At 40.7% G+C, this 17,020-nt stretch carries 8 protein-coding genes and 2 pseudogenes; 1 reads left to right on the top strand and 9 read right to left on the bottom strand.

Annotation, left to right across the window (positions count from 1 at the left end; translation table 11 throughout):
• Positions 1-10: 10 nt before the first annotated feature.
• The 6 genes and pseudogenes from EO126_RS00630 to EO126_RS11035 all read right to left on the bottom strand — a co-directional run.
• Positions 11-934: a hypothetical protein gene (locus EO126_RS00630; RefSeq protein WP_127006979.1), complete on the bottom strand. Its 924-nt coding sequence runs from the start codon at positions 932-934 to the stop codon at positions 11-13.
• A 34-nt stretch (positions 935-968) separates the two neighbouring features.
• Positions 969-8,960 carry a hypothetical protein gene (locus tag EO126_RS00625; protein WP_127006977.1) on the bottom strand — a complete coding sequence of 2,664 codons (7,992 nt, stop codon included), beginning with the start codon at positions 8,958-8,960 and terminating at the stop codon, positions 969-971.
• A gap of 15 nt (positions 8,961-8,975) precedes the next feature.
• On the bottom strand, positions 8,976-10,049 hold the full coding sequence (locus tag EO126_RS00620) for a hypothetical protein (RefSeq protein WP_127006975.1): 1,074 nt from the start codon (positions 10,047-10,049) through the stop codon (positions 8,976-8,978).
• Between the two features lie 37 nt (positions 10,050-10,086).
• A pseudogene (locus EO126_RS00615) lies at positions 10,087-10,365 on the bottom strand (hypothetical protein); the annotation flags it as partial.
• Between the two features lie 127 nt (positions 10,366-10,492).
• Positions 10,493-10,732, bottom strand: coding sequence for a hypothetical protein (locus EO126_RS11040; protein WP_276317386.1), 240 nt, complete (start codon positions 10,730-10,732; stop codon positions 10,493-10,495).
• Positions 10,733-10,831: 99 nt separating this feature from the next.
• Positions 10,832-11,359: pseudogene (locus tag EO126_RS11035) on the bottom strand (anthranilate synthase component I); the annotation flags it as partial.
• Between the two features lie 756 nt (positions 11,360-12,115).
• On the opposite strand from EO126_RS11035, the gene EO126_RS00600 reads away from it, so the two are divergent.
• The gene (locus EO126_RS00600) at positions 12,116-12,793 is read left to right on the top strand and encodes a lactate utilization protein (RefSeq protein ID WP_127006971.1); all 678 of its coding nucleotides are present in this window, start codon (positions 12,116-12,118) and stop codon (positions 12,791-12,793) included.
• Between the two features lie 181 nt (positions 12,794-12,974).
• Here EO126_RS00600 and EO126_RS00595 read toward each other — a convergent pair whose 3' ends face one another.
• From EO126_RS00595 to EO126_RS00585, 3 genes are read right to left on the bottom strand one after another with little or no spacing between them, the layout of a single operon-like run.
• Entirely contained in the window at positions 12,975-13,853 is an 879-nt protein-coding gene (locus EO126_RS00595; protein ID WP_006555397.1) for a CoB--CoM heterodisulfide reductase iron-sulfur subunit B family protein, read from the bottom strand.
• On the bottom strand, positions 13,853-14,809 hold the full coding sequence (locus EO126_RS00590) for a succinate dehydrogenase/fumarate reductase iron-sulfur subunit (RefSeq protein WP_127006969.1): 957 nt from the start codon (positions 14,807-14,809) through the stop codon (positions 13,853-13,855). Before EO126_RS00590 ends, EO126_RS00595 begins: the two co-directional genes overlap by 1 nt.
• Before the next feature lies 1 nt (position 14,810).
• Positions 14,811-16,529: an FAD-binding protein gene (locus EO126_RS00585; protein WP_127006967.1), complete on the bottom strand. Its 1,719-nt coding sequence runs from the start codon at positions 16,527-16,529 to the stop codon at positions 14,811-14,813.
• Between the last annotated feature and the right edge of the window lie 491 nt (positions 16,530-17,020).

The following is a 17,020-nucleotide window of genomic DNA, read 5'->3' as shown; positions in this document are numbered from 1 at the left end:
CTCCAAACTCTTATTGTGCGTTAGGCGTATTTTCAGCTAAAGTGCCGTTTGGATCTACCGTCTTTTCACCGGTATTGCCATCAGCTTGCCCATTATTAGCCCCGGCTCCATTGTCCTTAGGAGCTTCCTGTGCCGGTTGACCTGACTTCGTCTGCACATCAGCACCTTCCGCACCGGACTTAGCCGCAGCTTTATCGCCTTGTGCTTGAGTTTTAGCGGCTTCTTTATCAGCCTTAGCCTGTGCTTTAGCGGCTTCTTTATCGCTCTTAGCTTTTTCTGCCGCTTCTTCCGCTTCTATGCGGGCACGGTTTTCTTTAAACTTTTCACGCGACTTAGCCGCTTCTTCATCAGCTTTCGCAATCGCCTGTTTACCTACTTTGTCATATAAAGCATCCGGTGCTGCCACACCGTTACTCGAAATCACAACACCTACACGCGTACGCATATCATTCTTGCCGTGATTATCAAAACGGAGTCGCACATCGCCGCCGTTTTGCACCTTGCTGCTATCGACTTCAAAATGCTTCATTTTTTCTTCGATTTCTTCACGCGTTAAGGCCGGTTGCTGACCTTGTGAAATAGCGTCTTCACCGCGTTTTCCTTCGCGAATTTCCTGATCGCGGTTATATTGCATCAAATCATCGCGGAATTCGCTATACAAACGAATAGCAATATTTTTATCCGTATCATTCATCGTTTCACGACGATCCACCACGTCAGCCACGAGTGGCGTCAATTCATAACGTGTATATACTTGAGTACCTAAATTTAAGCCCTGTGTATCAGTAAGAGCACCATGCTTTTCGAGTATCATTAAGGCTTGATACGCCCAATCCGATGGTTTCACATCGGCCAAGCGATTATCTGCCTGGCTCACACCAACAGTGCAAACAGTACATAAACCGGCTACCAATAAAGCTTTTCTCCAATTCATGGTCATTCTCCTTATTTCTTTAAATTCATCAATATTATACCATGTTTTTAAGGTTTTCTGCCGATGGATTATCGAGGTACTTGTAAATAGACGCTTTCTTAGCATCTTTTGTTTCTTTAATTTTATTGTATAAAATATTAGCCAAATCAGAATCGGTAGACTCTCTGATTGATCGAAACCCTAAAGCTTTTAATGTACGTTCCATTGGTGTATAAGGGCGTGTATCCATTCCTGCTTTCCAATCTCTCATCTTCCCAGTACCAAGTGCTTGATACAGATTTGTGTAGAATGGAGCGATAGCGTGTACTTCTGCCAAAATCTTATTGCCAGGACTTTGGTCGTACTTAAATGCATTGTACATAGAAGCGATAGTACCAAATGTTGGGCCTGCTAATTCACTAGCATCAGAAGGAATAACGTCGCCTAAACCGATGTTACGAGTAAAGTCTACACCAGCCATACCAGGCACACCGTAGATAGCACCTCTCGCTAAAGCTTGTTTAACTGGATCCTTGCCCGCCCATTCATACATCAACTCTTTAACGGCTTCTGTAGGCTTAGTACCCATAATCCACGCAGCTAATTCGTCGACTGCTCCTACCATTGGCATACCGAGCATACCTGCCATAGCTACATACGAACCCATAAAGCGAATTAATCGCATTTTCCGTTCTTTCTTAGCTTTTTCAATGTCAGCTACAGAAGGGTTTTCCGGTAAATCCATAAGATTACAGATGTCATGAATGAATTCAATTTGTTTTACAGGGTACTTTTTGAACTGTAATAACATTTTGCCAACAACACCGGCTCTTTGGAAAATACCAGGACTGTCAATCTCGGTATAGTCAAAGTTGGTCATGTATGTAAAATCATTAGCTATACTCATTGCTTCTTCTTTTGTTTTGCCCTGTGCTAATGCTTTCTCGTATGCGTAAATAGCAGCAACACGACGAGTAAAATTATCACCCACTTCAAATGGTAGCATTGCTTTAGCCAATAACTTACCAATTTTAGTAGTGTGAACAATTGATTTAGAGTCGTTGAATACGTCAGATTCAACACCTTGATAATCTTCACCAATACCAATATAACTAAATAAATCTTTATACTTAGGGTTTTTATTTCCTTTCAAAGCTTCCTCCTGTGCTGCCCAGAAGTTTTGATTAAACCCTGTCATAGTAAAGATATTAGCCATAACGCCTAGCTGTGCAATCATAGCGGTAGGTCGCAACAAGCCCAACTTAACTAATGCTGTAACTTCCATGCCACGTTTCATTAAGTCAGTAAACCATGTTTCACCGTAGTTCTTAGTCATAAAACTACCGAGACCAGGAATCTCATTCATAACTTCATTTAATCTCGTATCAAAATGATTAGGAACACCCATAACGGTACGGATTAAGGTGTGCATCATTTCCTGTTTGTTTGACATACTGCCTGTGCTTCTATTTGCTTTGTATTTATCTTTAAACCAATGTTCATAGGCTGTCGTTGCTTTGTGATACCATTCTGCATTATTGATATGCTTAACCATAGAAACGATGTAGTCATAATCAGCACGTTGCAAGTTAGGGTTAGAACCCTTGGCCCCCATAACACGAGTCATATTATGTTTGTTCTTTGCAAAATCGCCCGTGTTGGTATAGAAATGTTCAATCAAAGACTTCTTAGTAACTTTGCCGTTACGCTTAAACAATTCAAAACCATTAGCATGTTTCATTTCGTTTTGAAGGGCTTTGGCATCAATCCCGATTTTTTCCATTGTTGCTTTATCATTGACTAAATTTAAGAATTCTTGTTGCGTTAATGGCTTGTTGATAAAGCCAGAATCAACCAACTTTTTCATTTCTGGATACAAACCAGTTAAGCGTTTAAACTCTGCCTCTTTCTGTTCTGCTGTCATATAATCTTCAACAACATGGTCTTTGAAGTAGTCATTATCAATCGTTGAATAATGGCTATCAAAGTCATTGCGAGGATTGTTGTAATTTCGTTCTTGTTCTACAATAGCAAACTTAGACTGTGCGAATTGAGGGTTGTTTAATAGGTTTTTTTCTACCCATTTTCGAGCAGCTTTCTCTGTTCTAAAAGACGCAATAACATTACGAGTAACCATTTCTTTACCGTTTTCATCTGTACCCTTTTGTTCCTCGTATACACCAAAACGAGAATGTTCAAATGGAGAATAACCCCACGAGTATTTCTGCTTATCAGGATTCCCTATACGTTCATTAGCATTAGCCGCCTTAATCATAAGTTCGTCAAGAGTTTTACGATACTCAACATAGGCTTTCCATACTGTATCATTATATCCTTTAGACTTAGCGATTTCTCCCGATTCCTTAATAGCAATTTGGTTAGCCTGCTCCAAGGAATTGTATCCACGGACCATGTCTTTACTAGCAAAAATACGGTGTCTTTGATTTTTGTAATCTTTGGCTACTTTATAGCCTGCATTTTCTAATTCCACTTTCTTTTGTAATGCATCTGATTCGTCTTCAAATTCTTCAAAAATATCACCCTCTTTAATAATGGTGTATTTATTAGTTCCGTCCTGCATTGTAATAGGGATTACCTGTGCAAACTCCATACGGCGGTCGGAAATTTCGACTTTAAGTTTCTCAAATGATTTTTGGCTGTCCTCGTTTTTTAACTGTTTATATACTGCGTCCATTTTAGCTCGGTATTTTTTTAAATCCCTATCAGTTTTTCTAGCAACCTGTTGTGCCTCTTTAATAAACTTAACGAGTTCTGGGAAGTGTTTCCTAGATAAGCTAGACGGAGACCTTACTTCTTTTAACAAAGCGTACATAGGAATATTATCTTTGTTGTCTGCCCTTCGGTGAACCTCTATTCTGTCTGTTTCTTTTTTAATTTCTTTCTCTATGAGCTTTTCTGCCATGTTAACACTAGCTTCGGCTGGGTTGGATTGCATGTCGTTAGAGTCTGGATTCCGGTTAGTGGAGGCGTTTCCTTGTCTGTCCTTGCCTCCCTTTTCAATAAATTCAGTTTGTTCCCGTAACCTCAAATCCCCATTCTTTTTAAGTTCGCTTAATGAAATGTTCGCTAAATTTTGCAATTCCGATTGAGAAATAAAGCCTGACATAGAGCCGTAACCCAAAATTTCTTGGCGAATTTCATAATCAGTAAGAACTCTATTGAACGCCTCTTGACTTATCTTCCTTAATCCTGCAAGATACGAAATCACAAGATTAATTTTCTTTTGAGGGTGTAAATTCTCTCCGTCCTGGGCTTTTGCACCAATAACGTCTTTGATAAATACTTGGGCTGTTCTTGTGATAGCCACCCAATCATCGTCTTTCATGCCGTCAAAGATAGAATTTTTAATCATTTCCAGCGAGCCAGTCGCCTCTTTAACATCGGAATCGTCAAGGTATATGTCAACTCCACTTCGTCCTCCATTCCGTGGACTAGACTTTTCGCTCTTAACAAGAAGTCTTGATGATAGTTGTATCCTGGTACCTTCACCTTTGCTAGGGCTTGAAACGCCGCTTCCGCTATCAGAATTTCTTCTTCCTTCTCTATACTCGGAAGTTTTGCCAATTCCTCCAACATTTCTGGTATATCTTCCTCGTGAAAGCCCCAATTCCGCAAGCGTTCTTCCATTGTCATTTTTATACAAATCCTCCAATACACTGTTAATTACATGGTTAATCAGCCGATTTACGAACTTATGTTTTTCTACTACGTTATTTTTCCCTTTTCCCTTCTCTTTCACCTCTAAATTAGAGACCAACTCGTGAACAAGTTCGTGAATTGGAACTCCATTTCTTATATTTTCTTCTATGTCATTTTGATTATACTTAAAATCAATAGTTCCTCTTTCGTAAACGTGAAGTCCCATCAATTTTGGATTATCTTCAAACAGTCTAAATCTAATTAATAAGTGTGGCGATTCTCTGAAAATTTTCTCTAGTAACTCTGCATCTCCTAAATAATCTACAATAGCTTGTTTTATTTTAGGGATAAGTTCTAAAGAAATATTTTTGCTGAAATTGCGGTTCTCTCCTTCGTGCCGTTCCATGTTATCTTGATTATAAATCTCTTTATTTGGCACGTTAGAGTTATCAGCACTCGAAGAACCCGTACTAAACAAAGAGTTATCGATAATTCTTCCTTTTATTTCGTCGTTTACAGGAGACTCTTCTTTCATTATGTAGATGTTCTTTCTATCGGATACCACTTCGGTTTTTACTTTATACTTATCTTCGCCGTAAATTTTGTTAAGTACGTCTTGTAAGGCAGAAATGTCTGCGTTTGCGTCCACCACAAAAGCTACTTCTTTGTCTGGCGATATTCCAATAGCCGCCTTAATAGCTTCTTCACGAGCCTTTAAAATTCCTTCTTGACTAACTTTATTTGACATATTTGTATAACTTAGTACAGGTCGAGCCGTTAACTCGGCTACCCCATTTTCGTTAGATACAACATCTATATCATCGGCATCAAAGAATAAATCTGAATAAATCTCGCCTATAATATCTTGAATATTTTGGTCGGTTGATAGTTCCGGATTATCAAATTTGACGGTAATTGTTATAGGGTAATATTCATCTTCGTTATAACCTATGGATATTGAGGCTTTCACACCTTCTTTATTTACAGTATACCCTGCTTTGGTCTGATGTTTGGTTGTTCTAGCCTTTGGCTCGACCTTTTCTTTTGGCTTTATTTTTTCTTCTTCTTTTTGGTAGTATTCTCTGGCAAGTCCAATCATACCTTGATTATCATTAGCGATATTAGCTAACCCTTTAGAGCGTTCTCCAAAAATAGCTGTGGTAGATTCGGCTGCTTCTTTACCAATACTAGGGAAATCCTGTGTAGGGAATGAGCCGGCAATTCGTGCAGCTAACTGTTTTAAATTACTAGGGTTTGCTTTTAGGATACCTTCATTATCTCCATACTTTTTGATTAAGTTATTGTATTCGTTTTGTAAAATCTTTTCTACAACTGCATTACGGATATTAGTAGGTAAAGTTGATAACTTAGAACCAAAGGCACTTTCTACAAATCCTAACACAGCATCGTTAAAGTTGCCAGGCTTGCTCATAAATGTATTAATAAGTGTTCTGTTAGGTTTAACAACGTCTTCACGAATTGCTTTAGCAATAGCGTTTTGACTAGGAACTTTGAATACTAAGTTAGAACCAACAACTAAATCAAGAGTTTTAGCATTCGGGAAACTACGGAATAACTTCTCTGCACGACGTTTTAAGCTATCAGCTTGTTTAGTAAACTCTTGAATACCGATATTATTAGCTTTCGCTTTATCCTTTAAATCCTTGTGTTCTTTCATAATATTATTGTATTCGGTATTACCTGTCTCTGTTAATTCTTTTTGTTCTAAATTGCCTTCTTCATCACGAACGTTATTTAATAATTTTCTGATATTAGCAACTTCTTCTCTTTCTTTTGGTTTGAGAGTTTCATCTTTCTCCATCTGATTAAGAGTTGTTACTGTATCGGAAATGGATTTTTCACCGGAGAAAAACTGACGAGCTTCTGTATGTCCTTTATACGTTTTAGGTTTATTGGTGCGAGTACGTTTAGGTTTTGCAGGTTTTTCTTCTACAGGAGGTTTTTCCTCTATCGGTTTAGCTTCTTCTACTGGTTTATTTCCTTCAATAGTCTTTGTTTCAATTGGCGTATTTTCGACTGGTTTAACTTTTTCTGCCAAACCAACGGATTCGTTGATACGCTGTAATCTATCTATAGCTTGTTTATGAAAACCTTTGGCAGCGTTTTCTAAGCGTTTATAGTGCTTTAGCTTAGTAATATCAAAACCATTTTGTCCTAACTGAATTAAGCTATTGTCAATATCACGTTCTACCGATTTAATTTGGTCGCCATGTGCATTTTTTAATGCATCGTCATGCATTTTATTTACAGCCATTACATTAGTAACATTTCTTGCACTTTCTTTGAGCGAGCTTCTATATTCGTCAGAAGTGCGGGCGGATTGTCGAGCATTAATCCTCTCTTGATCCATGGATTTTGCATAATCCACCATTGCTTGCACCGGGTTTTTTCCGTACTTTTCTTCTGTAAGCCCTTGTTTAGTTAAATAATTACGAACATTCTTTGCTTTAGGCTTTCCGTTTTTAATGTCTTCGTTACGTTCTTTCATAGCACGTTTAAATTTATAAGCGGTTTCAGCCGCTTTATTTGGCTCGTTTTCTGTATTCCCAATTACACGGTCAAAGAACTGTTTGTTCGTTGAATTTTCATAGTTGTTATTAACGTAATTTCGTTTTTCATTTTCTAGGTATTCTTTCTGTTGTTGGGCTATTGCCTCTTGCTCTCTTTTTTTGTCAAGTTTTGCTTGTTGTTTTTCCACAATAGGTCGAACCTTGTTAATTTTGTTTTGCACTTGTTTAACTAAAGCAGGAGAAGGATTGTCAGATACTAAGTTCTCTGCTTGTTTAGGGTCTAGTTGCACACCAACTTTACTAGCTTCTTCAATTAAAGCCCTACCGTCAACCTTCGGTAACGGTTTTTGCTCTTTCATGTGTTTAACTAACCCATTAGATGCTCTTCCTGCTTCCGCATCCGTAAGTCCTGCCTGCTTAAAGTCTTCCACAAATGTATTTGGGGCTAAGTTTTGGATTTCTTCTGGAGAGGAATTATCCCAAAGACTAACGATGTCTTCAATCTTATCATTTGTAGCCTGTGATTTAGTCTCGACAATATCTGGGCTTTTTGGGTTATTCCGAATAAACGTATTACGCATTTCGTCATACAAGCCTTGCCGTGGGCTTGTAGAGTCCATACCGCCCAAATCTACAACAGGAGCGGAGGAAATTTCGCCTTCGATTGGAGCAACCCCCTCTTCGATAGGTGTAATACTATCTGTAACTGGGGTAATGTCGCCTTCGATAGACACGGGTTGTTCAGCTACTTCTGGAGTAACTTTAACGTTTGGGTTAGGGTTGTTCATGGCAGAACTGATACCTGCTCTAGCACCACCAATACCGCCAAGTAACATAGCAGGACCAACGGCTTGCCCGTATGAGTCTGCCATGTTGTCCGACCACGAAGTAGGGTCATAGATACGGGCGTTTAATGCATCTTCCTTGCCTAATGCCCTATCTTGTACCATGGTTTGCCATGCTTCCACAGCACCTTCCACTTGCCCAGATACTACACCATTAGCAACAGCACTACGAACAGCTTTAGAAAGAACTTTACCACCCTTTGTTGCGAATCCGGCTAACGTACCTCCAATAGCCATTTTATCAGCATAAAATTCAGCCATAGCAGGAATGTAACCCTCACCAAAGGCTTGCATAGACTGACTAGACGCTGTATCACGGTCGTTGCCCATCTGCAAGGATTCCATGTATACGTCGCCTGCGTTAATTGCCGATTCTGATGCCCCTTTTGTTAGGATAAATGGAATGTCATTAACTAATCCTTTAGCCGTACCTAAAGCAGCCTCACCAAGGACTTGACGAGATGCTAATTTAGCACCTGCCTCTAAGCCCATAGTAGCCCCTTTTTCGAGGGCGTACTTAGTTAACACGTTACCAAGTAATTTTTCACCCATGATACGACCGCCAGTTCTAGCGGCACCTACAGCAGCGATACCCGCTAAAGACGCACCACCTGTTTCGGGAGCAGCAAGGAGAGAGCCAGCTACAAGACCAATGTCAACAAGGCTACCGCCAAGCATTTGTGCGGTAGCATTTAAAGCGTGTCCATTAATGTAATATCGAGGGTCATACCACCCTAAATCGTCATACTCTGTCTTATCGGCGTTGGCATAGGCTCTCTTTCCTGCATAAGAAGCCTCGTTTTCAGCCCAATCACGCAAACCTGTAAACCCTGCTTTTTCTGCACCTGCTGCGAGGAAACCTGCATAACCTGATAGTGAACCCCATACGTTGGATTGAAAGCTGTCTATAAAGTTGGTATGTTCGTCTGGCACATAACTATCACCAATCCGTTGATTTTCTTCATCCCACGCTTTATTGGACTGCGACAAATAATCTTGTAACCAACTCAATCTATATCACTCTCCTTATTCCTTCCAACCTACATAAGCATTAGGTCGAGTTCCGTCTTCCTTCTTAGCACCATAGGTCTTAAGTAATTGTTTTTCTGTATAGGCGGCGTCTCCGACAATCATACCTTCAACGTGTTTATAAGCGTCTAATCCAAGTCCGTCATAATTAGCTAATTGACTTGCTGCGTCCATACTGATTTGTCGTAAAGCGTCTTCGCTAACTAATCCGGCATAGACTTTATCGGCTGTTTCTTGATATAGTTTTCTATAATTATCTCCTAACTTAATAATATCGTTGTTCATTTTTACCTTCTGTGAGGTTGTTAAATCACCGGAACTACCACCTTTACCTTTTTGGCTAACCCCTGCTTCTGCATATTTCTTAGCCAATTCAAGATTATGCTCACCTTCCCAAGTAGCCAATTCTTTCTTGGCGGCAATTTCTTGTTGCATCTTGTAATCAGATAACTCTTTTTGTTGCTGCATTTTACGCTGTTCGTCTTGAATAGCTTGATTGCGTTGCATTTGGTCTAACGCCATTTTTTGACTATTGATGTATCGGTCGTCCATAGGATTTAAGTTTACACCTAACATTTGCCCCATAGCGGCATACATCTTAGAATTAGAACTATTATTACTATTAGCAATCATCTGTGCTAATTTACCTACCCCTGTCAACTTATGTTGTTGGTTTTCTAGGTCAGCCCCTTCTTGTGCGGCTGCCATTGCTGCCTTAGCTAATTGGTTTGCTTGTCCACTAAACCTCTCAAATACATCACTACCTACAGCACCGATTAAATCTGTTTGATAGCCTAGTTCACGGCTTAATGCTTGTTCTTGTCGTTTTGCTCCATTAACGTAAGGTAAGTTCATGGCAGAAATCATACCTTGAACATCTAATGGTTCGTTCGGGTTATCCATACGCAACTGAGTATTAAATGACTGACTAGGACTACCTTGCGTATTGTACATTTGATAAGGAACGGAAATACCGCCAAATTCTTTATAGAAACGGCTTAAACCGCCGCCATAGTTTTCAACCGTATCAGTATAATAACCGTTGTTTTTTAAAACCTGTGCTGTTGCCATAGGGTCATTTCTAACGGCAATTAAATCGTTAATATACGGCTGCACCGGCTTTTTCATAATCCTTGGCAATTTCCAAATACGGGAAATCTTCAGCAATTACGCCCTTAGAGGGGGAGGCTTTTTTTACCTCACAGATAAAATTCATCGACCCTGCGCGAAGTGCTTTTTCAAAAGCAAAGGGAAATTGACCACCGTTAGCCGCCAGTTCTTCTTTAGCCGCCTGCTCTGCCTGTGCTTTCACAACTTCAAGTGGCGTCGTTGCCTTTAATACCGCTACCCGTTCTTTGGTAGCCGCCACAATCGTATCAAGAATCATTAGGCCACCTCATTCGTAGCGGCGATCAAATCTTCAAGCACGGTCAACGCTTTGCCTTCATCAATAAGACGGGCCGCTTTGGCGATGCCGTCGGCCAAGCTTGTATTTGCTTCAGCCAAATGGAAACTCATGCCTGCATTGAGAAGCACCGCATTCCGACGAGAACCTTTTCCCCGGTCAAGACGGAACGCGTAATATCCGCATTCACAGGACCGTCACCGCCTACGAGCTCTGCCGGTTTGGCGTAAGCCAGACCAAATTCAACCGGATCCAATACATAAGAAGTAAGCTTACCATCGTTAATTTCACAAACATAGGTCTTATCACAAGCCGTAATTTCATCGAGGCCGTCAAAACCGTGAACCACGGCACCCCATTTTACGCCCAAATTAGCCACTACTTGAGCCTTGTTATAATTGGTTTCCAATTCATCGGTGCGAATATTGGCAATTAAAATAATCTTTTTCTTGTAATGATCTAAGGCAACCCCCTTATCAAAAAGGAGTAAATCCACATCATTGAAAATCGGTATATCGTAAGGACCGGTGCTCATCAATTTCATGCGCTGATTCTGAAAACCGCGATCCAAATGCGGTTCGGCATAAGTCATATATTCATAGCCGAAGTAACCGACCAACCCACCCGTAAACGTCGGTAAAAAATCGAATTGCGGACTTCAATATTCTTTCATGATGCGCCTGATTTCTTCATTCGGCTTCGCCGTCCGATAGGTCTGGGTCGTAGCCCCCTTAATCGTCATCGTCCCGGCTTTGCATGTGATTTCAAGCAACGGATTATAACCTAAGAATGAATAACGTCCCCAGTTTTCTTTATTATCGGCACTTTCCAATAAAAAGGCTGTTTTACTTACTCGCTTTAAAGCTTTTAGCACGCTGACTACGGTTCGTGTGTCTGAAAAAATTTCTTTATACACCGGTACAATCGGGTACTCGGCTGCGTAAGTCTTTAATGTGTCCAGCGTTAACTGATTCATGACTGAAACTCCTTTTTCTCTTATTTCTCAATGTAACGGAATCTAATTTTGCCAATAAAAAAGTCCTTGGCAAATATATGCCAAGGACGGGTAATTTAATTATACTCGCGGTACCACCTTGATTGACGCTTTAAATACATAAAACGTCCCCTCATTCGCAGGGTACTAACATACCCCTCATTACTAACGCCAATGTCGCGTCGCTGTATACTAAAGGCATTCCAAGAATCGCCTCTTTCCCAGCGCCCTCAACGGTCCATTTAATAAACTGCGTTCTATGAAAATCTCAGCTAACTTTACTCTCTGTAAGTGCACGTCTTATTTTTATCTCCGTCTCAACGGTTTTAAGGTTCACTATGTAATTTATATAGGTTTTGGCTCCCCGCCGCAACCGATAATAACAAATGTCTCTCACTCCACATGACCAATCAATCCCAAGACCGGTCATTTCCTCAGTCTCTCTGCTCCCTCAAATCCCCAGTGTTATCTCGTGATGTACAAAACATATCATTTTGTTCTTTTAAAAAGAAATTCTGTCCACTTAGGTTGTATTTATAATAAACATAATGCCTTCAAATGTCAAGATTTTTTTGTAAGTATTTTATAAAATTAAAGACTGAATTTTACAAAGCGTCCCTCAAAACTTGATTCTACAGCATTTTAATTAATACACAAAAATCTTGAAACATTATATATTCTTTTAATTTCCTGTGGTATAATACAAATGTATATTGCTCATAACAGGAGGGAAGTCCCATGGCCAACACGGACATTACTATCAACGCAGTAACCAATCCTGCAGCCAATGAAACGCCTATCGACATTGAGGCAACGATTAGAAATCTGAAGCGCAATAATTTTGTCGTGCATTATTTTGAAACCGGCACCGAAGCCACCGCTTATCTGAAAGAGCGTATTCAAAATAAACGCGTTGCTCTGGGCGATTCACGCACCTTGCAAACGCTTCGGGTCTATGAAGCCTTAGAACCGAATAATAAGGAAATCACCGATATTCACCGCCCTTTGGAAGGCGAAAACTTCCGCCAAACAGCATTACGCACTATACAAAAAGATGTATTTCTCACCTCCGTCAATGCATTGGCTCAAACGGGCGAACTCGTTAATATCGACGGCACCGGTAACCGCGTAGCCTGCTCCTTATTCGGATCTGAAGAAGTATTCTTCGTTCTGGGTATCAACAAAATTACCCCCGACTTGGCGTCGGCCATCTACCGGGCTCGTAATGTAGCGGCACCGAAAAACGTAGTCAAAAACAAGAAACTCTCCAAAACTCCATGTGCCATTAAACAGGATCATTGCTACGACTGTGCTTCACCGGATCGTATCTGCAATGCCCTTACCATTTACTATAAGAAAATGCGCAATATGGATATAATGGAAATCATCATCGTGAACGAAGAGCTCGGTTTCTAAACGGGCGAATATCACTCGGAATCAATCACAAGAAATGCCAAGTATATATAATAAATTTCAATTTAAAATTTAACAGCACTTAACTTAACAATAAAACGAAAGCCCCACCCGAAACCGGGTGGGGCTTTCTTCATAGGCACAAGCTACAATCAAATACCTTTAATAGCTTATTGAGCTTAGATTATGCACCTACAAAACGATTCAAAGCAGCTGTGCTTGTCATATGACGTTTAGTCATGCCAAGTTCAGCAGGGCTGATACCCAATGCTAAGCCGATTAACTGGCTCATATGGATAATAGGCATATCTTTGTCGTTAGGAACATATTGTTTTGCTTCTTTTTGGAACATATCAAGCTGCATCTGGCAAAGTGGGCAAGGTGTAACAACACAGTCAGCGCCTTCTTTAGCAGCATCAGCATTGATGGAACCGGTCATATGCATTACGGAATCATGTGCAGGATATACAGCATGGAAACCACAGCAGTCGAGCTTACGGGAGAAGTCGATTGGTGTAGCGCCGATAGCTTTGATTACATCAGCCAAGCTGGTTGGGATCTGGAAGTCTTCAAAGCCTGTTTCTTCTTGCGGACGAAGAAGATGGCAACCATAGTATTCAGCAACACGAAGGCCGCTTAAAGGTTTAACAACTTTAGCTTTAAGGTTGTTCAAACCGTAGTCGCGAATCAATACCCATAAGAAATGAGTTACATCGCTGGTACCTTTATAACGTAAGCCTGCTTGGCCCAAAATGTTATTTACGCGAGCACGTTGAGTTTCATCGCGATCGAGTTCATTTTTAGCTTCGCGAAGCATTAAAGTACAAGTGTTACAAACTGTCATTAAGTTAACGCCTTGTGCTTCAGCTAAGGCAATATTACGAGCATTAGTAGAAAGAATTGCCAATGGATCGATATCCTGAACGTGGGACGCACCACAGCAAGTCCAACCTTCCAATTCTTCGATTTGAATGCCTAACTTTTTAGCAACCGCAACAGTGGCGATAAAATCTTCTTTGGCTGCACCTTCAAGTACACAACCAGGGAAAAATGCGTATTTCATTATCTTTCTGCCTCCTCTGCTGCCTTAATAATGGTGCGCACATCCTTAATACCTTGAACAGGTTTATGTGGAATTACGAGTTCAAGAGGATTAATCTTACCATGTGCCCAGAGACGCATAGCGTAGAGCCCCTGTTTAGCGGAATCTACAAGACCGTCAGTCTTAAGACTCATCGTTACTTCGTTCAAGTGACCGGTCTGCATGAGGTCTTGTTTGAAGGCGATAGCATGACGAGTACCTTTATTGGATAAGCCGGCTTTCGTAGCTACTGCACGAAGTTCGGAAATATCTTTTGCAGGTTTTAAGTGTTTTGGACAACGGGAGATACAGTTCATGCAATGAACGCATTTCCAAAGACCATTTTCAAAAGCAGGATTTACGTGAGCCATAGGAGCGGCATCACGGGAATCTTGAACAAAGCGATTAGCTTTGGTGTAAACATATGGATCCAAGAAGTCTTCGCGATTAGCGGACAATTTGTTACATTCGGAAGCACAGCAACCGCAAAGGATACATTCTGTGTTAGTAACAAATTTTTTGAAATCTTCCGGAGTCTGGCGAGAACCGGTATCGCGGTTGAATTCAGGTTTCATGAAAATCCATGGAGCAACAGTTTTAAGACGGTTAACTTTAGCTTCCCAGTCAACTGCCAAGTCACGGATGACGTCGAAGTTACCGATTGGAGCGATTTCAATAGTGTCGCTGCCGAAACGTTCGGTAATATCGTCGATTTTACTTTCACAACCAAGCATAGCCTGACCATTAACTTTAATGGAGCAAGCACCACAAACAGCACTACGGCAAGCAGCGATGAATGTTAAGGTTGGATCGATAGTATCTTTAATTTTTTGAAGGCCCCAAAGAATTGTACGGTCCGGTTCATAATCAAAGGAATAGGTCTGTACATAGGAGCGACCTTCATTATAACGATGAATCTTATAAGTAATCTGTCTCATCTTAGTACGTCCTTTCTTTTGGTTCGAAGCGAGTAATTACAACTTCACTCTGACCAACTTTGTATTCGCCATCTTCTCCAAGGGTAATTAAAGTATGGTTTAAGAAGTTAGCATCATCACGTTTCGCGAAGTCTTCACGAAGGTGACTACCACGACTTTCTTTACGACGAAGTGCGCCCAAAGTAACAGCTTTAGCAACAGTTAAAAGGCTGCCTACTTCAACGTAGTTTACGAATGCCATATTGAACGTACGGTTAGTGTCGCCAACGTAGCAAGTTTTGTATTCTTCAATCAAACGATTCAAGGTTTCTAATTCTTCTTCCATTTTCTTTTCTTCGCGGAAAATACCTACATTGTTCCACATGGAAAGAGCCATTTCGTTACGAATTTCAGAAATTGGACGACCGGTTGTACGGCCTGTTACTTCGCGGAAACGTTGTTCCCAGCCGTTAGCTGCTTCGTTAAGAGCTTTGGAAGCGTCTTTAGCTTGGTTTTCTTTAACGTAAGCTACAGCGCCTTCACCGGCTACTTTACCGAATACAACAGCGTCAGCCAAGGAGTTACCGCCAAGACGATTAGCACCGTGAATAGATACGCAAGAAGCTTCGCCGGCAGCAAACAAACCAGGGATTACAGTACCGCAAGTTTTAAAGTCTTTTACATCAATACCGCCCATGGAATAGTGACAAGTTGGGCGAATTGGAATAGGTTGAACTAATGGATCGGCATGTTCGAATGTAATAGCCAAATCACGGATACCATGAAGTTTTTCAAGAATAACTTCTTTTGGTAAGTGACGAACGTCAGCTACTACATAAGCGTCAAGACCGGTACCCCAGCCGCGACCTTCAGCGATTTCGGTTTCGATAGCTTTAGCTACAACGTCACGAGGTGCCAATTCCATTTTGCTAGGAGCATAGTCCTTCATGAAACGTTCCCCTTTATTGTTCAAGAGGTAACCGCCTTCACCACGAACAGCTTCGGACATCAAGATACCGCTTTTACCAAGACCGGTTGGATGGAACTGAACCATTTCAGGGTCTTTCAAAGCACAGCCGGCACGGAAACATGCTGCCATGCCGTCACCTGTGGAAAGGTAAGGATTGGAAGTACGAGTCCAGTACATACGACCGGCACCACCGGTTGCAATTACTAATGCAGTAGTCGCGATTTTTTCAACACGACCTTCTTTCATGTTCCAAGCAACAACGCCGCCTACGGAACCGTCGTCAGCTTTTACGATATCTAATAAGTACCAATCTTGAAGGAAATGTACATTTTCCTTTAAGCATTGTTCATACAACGTATGTAAGATTACATGACCGGTTTTGTCGGCACTGTAGCATGTACGAGGGTATGCCTGGCCGCCGAAGTTACGTTGTGCAATTTTATTGTCTTTAGTACGGGAGAATGGGGTACCGAAATAATCAAGTTCTTTGATTAATTCAGGACAACGGTTGATAAAGAATTCAACAGCATCCTGGTCGGCAAGATAGTCACTACCTTTAACGGTATCGAAGATGTGGTCTTCAATAGTGTCTTCTTTTGCTACATTGTTTAATACGCCATTAATACCGCCTTGAGCCATAGCCGTTGCAGAACGACTTGGGAAAATCTTGGTAATAAGTGCTACGCGCAAACCTTCTTGATGAGCTGCTTCTAATGCTGCTCGTTGACCGGCTCCGCCGCTACCTACTACTAGAACATCATACTGTTCCATAATAACCTCCTAAACTTGTACCTACTTCCTACAGACTTATCCGGCACGCCGTACCTGGGCATGCCTTTCCTATAGCTTGTTCTTTAATTATAGCGGCTTTTAAAGGCATTTGTCCAAAATCAAATACGCATACTTGAAAATAGCCCTCATAATTGATAATTTTTATCATTTCCTAAATTCCCCTATTTTTAGGGTGCATTTAAACATTTATTTATCATAAACTATTTTATTTTCTGGATAAACGCTGATATTATTCAGTTTATTTATACCGCCGGATAGAAATTCGGAATATTTAATCGAAAATCATTTTCACACATTTTTTTTTGACTTTTCTCATAACGTCCGAAAAACGTCCAATCTATGCATAAAACACAAAGGTACACAATTTAGTTATCATAAATTTAATGCCTAACCGTTATCCCTTCATACTGATTTCATACCCTTAGGCTATACTGACCTCAATAAAAGCTATAATTATTTTTACGCATAAT

The organism is Veillonella seminalis (genome assembly GCF_003992065.1).
Classification (GTDB): Bacteria; Bacillota; Negativicutes; order Veillonellales; family Veillonellaceae; genus Veillonella_A; species Veillonella_A seminalis.
This window is presented reverse-complemented; position numbering and strand designations above follow the sequence as displayed.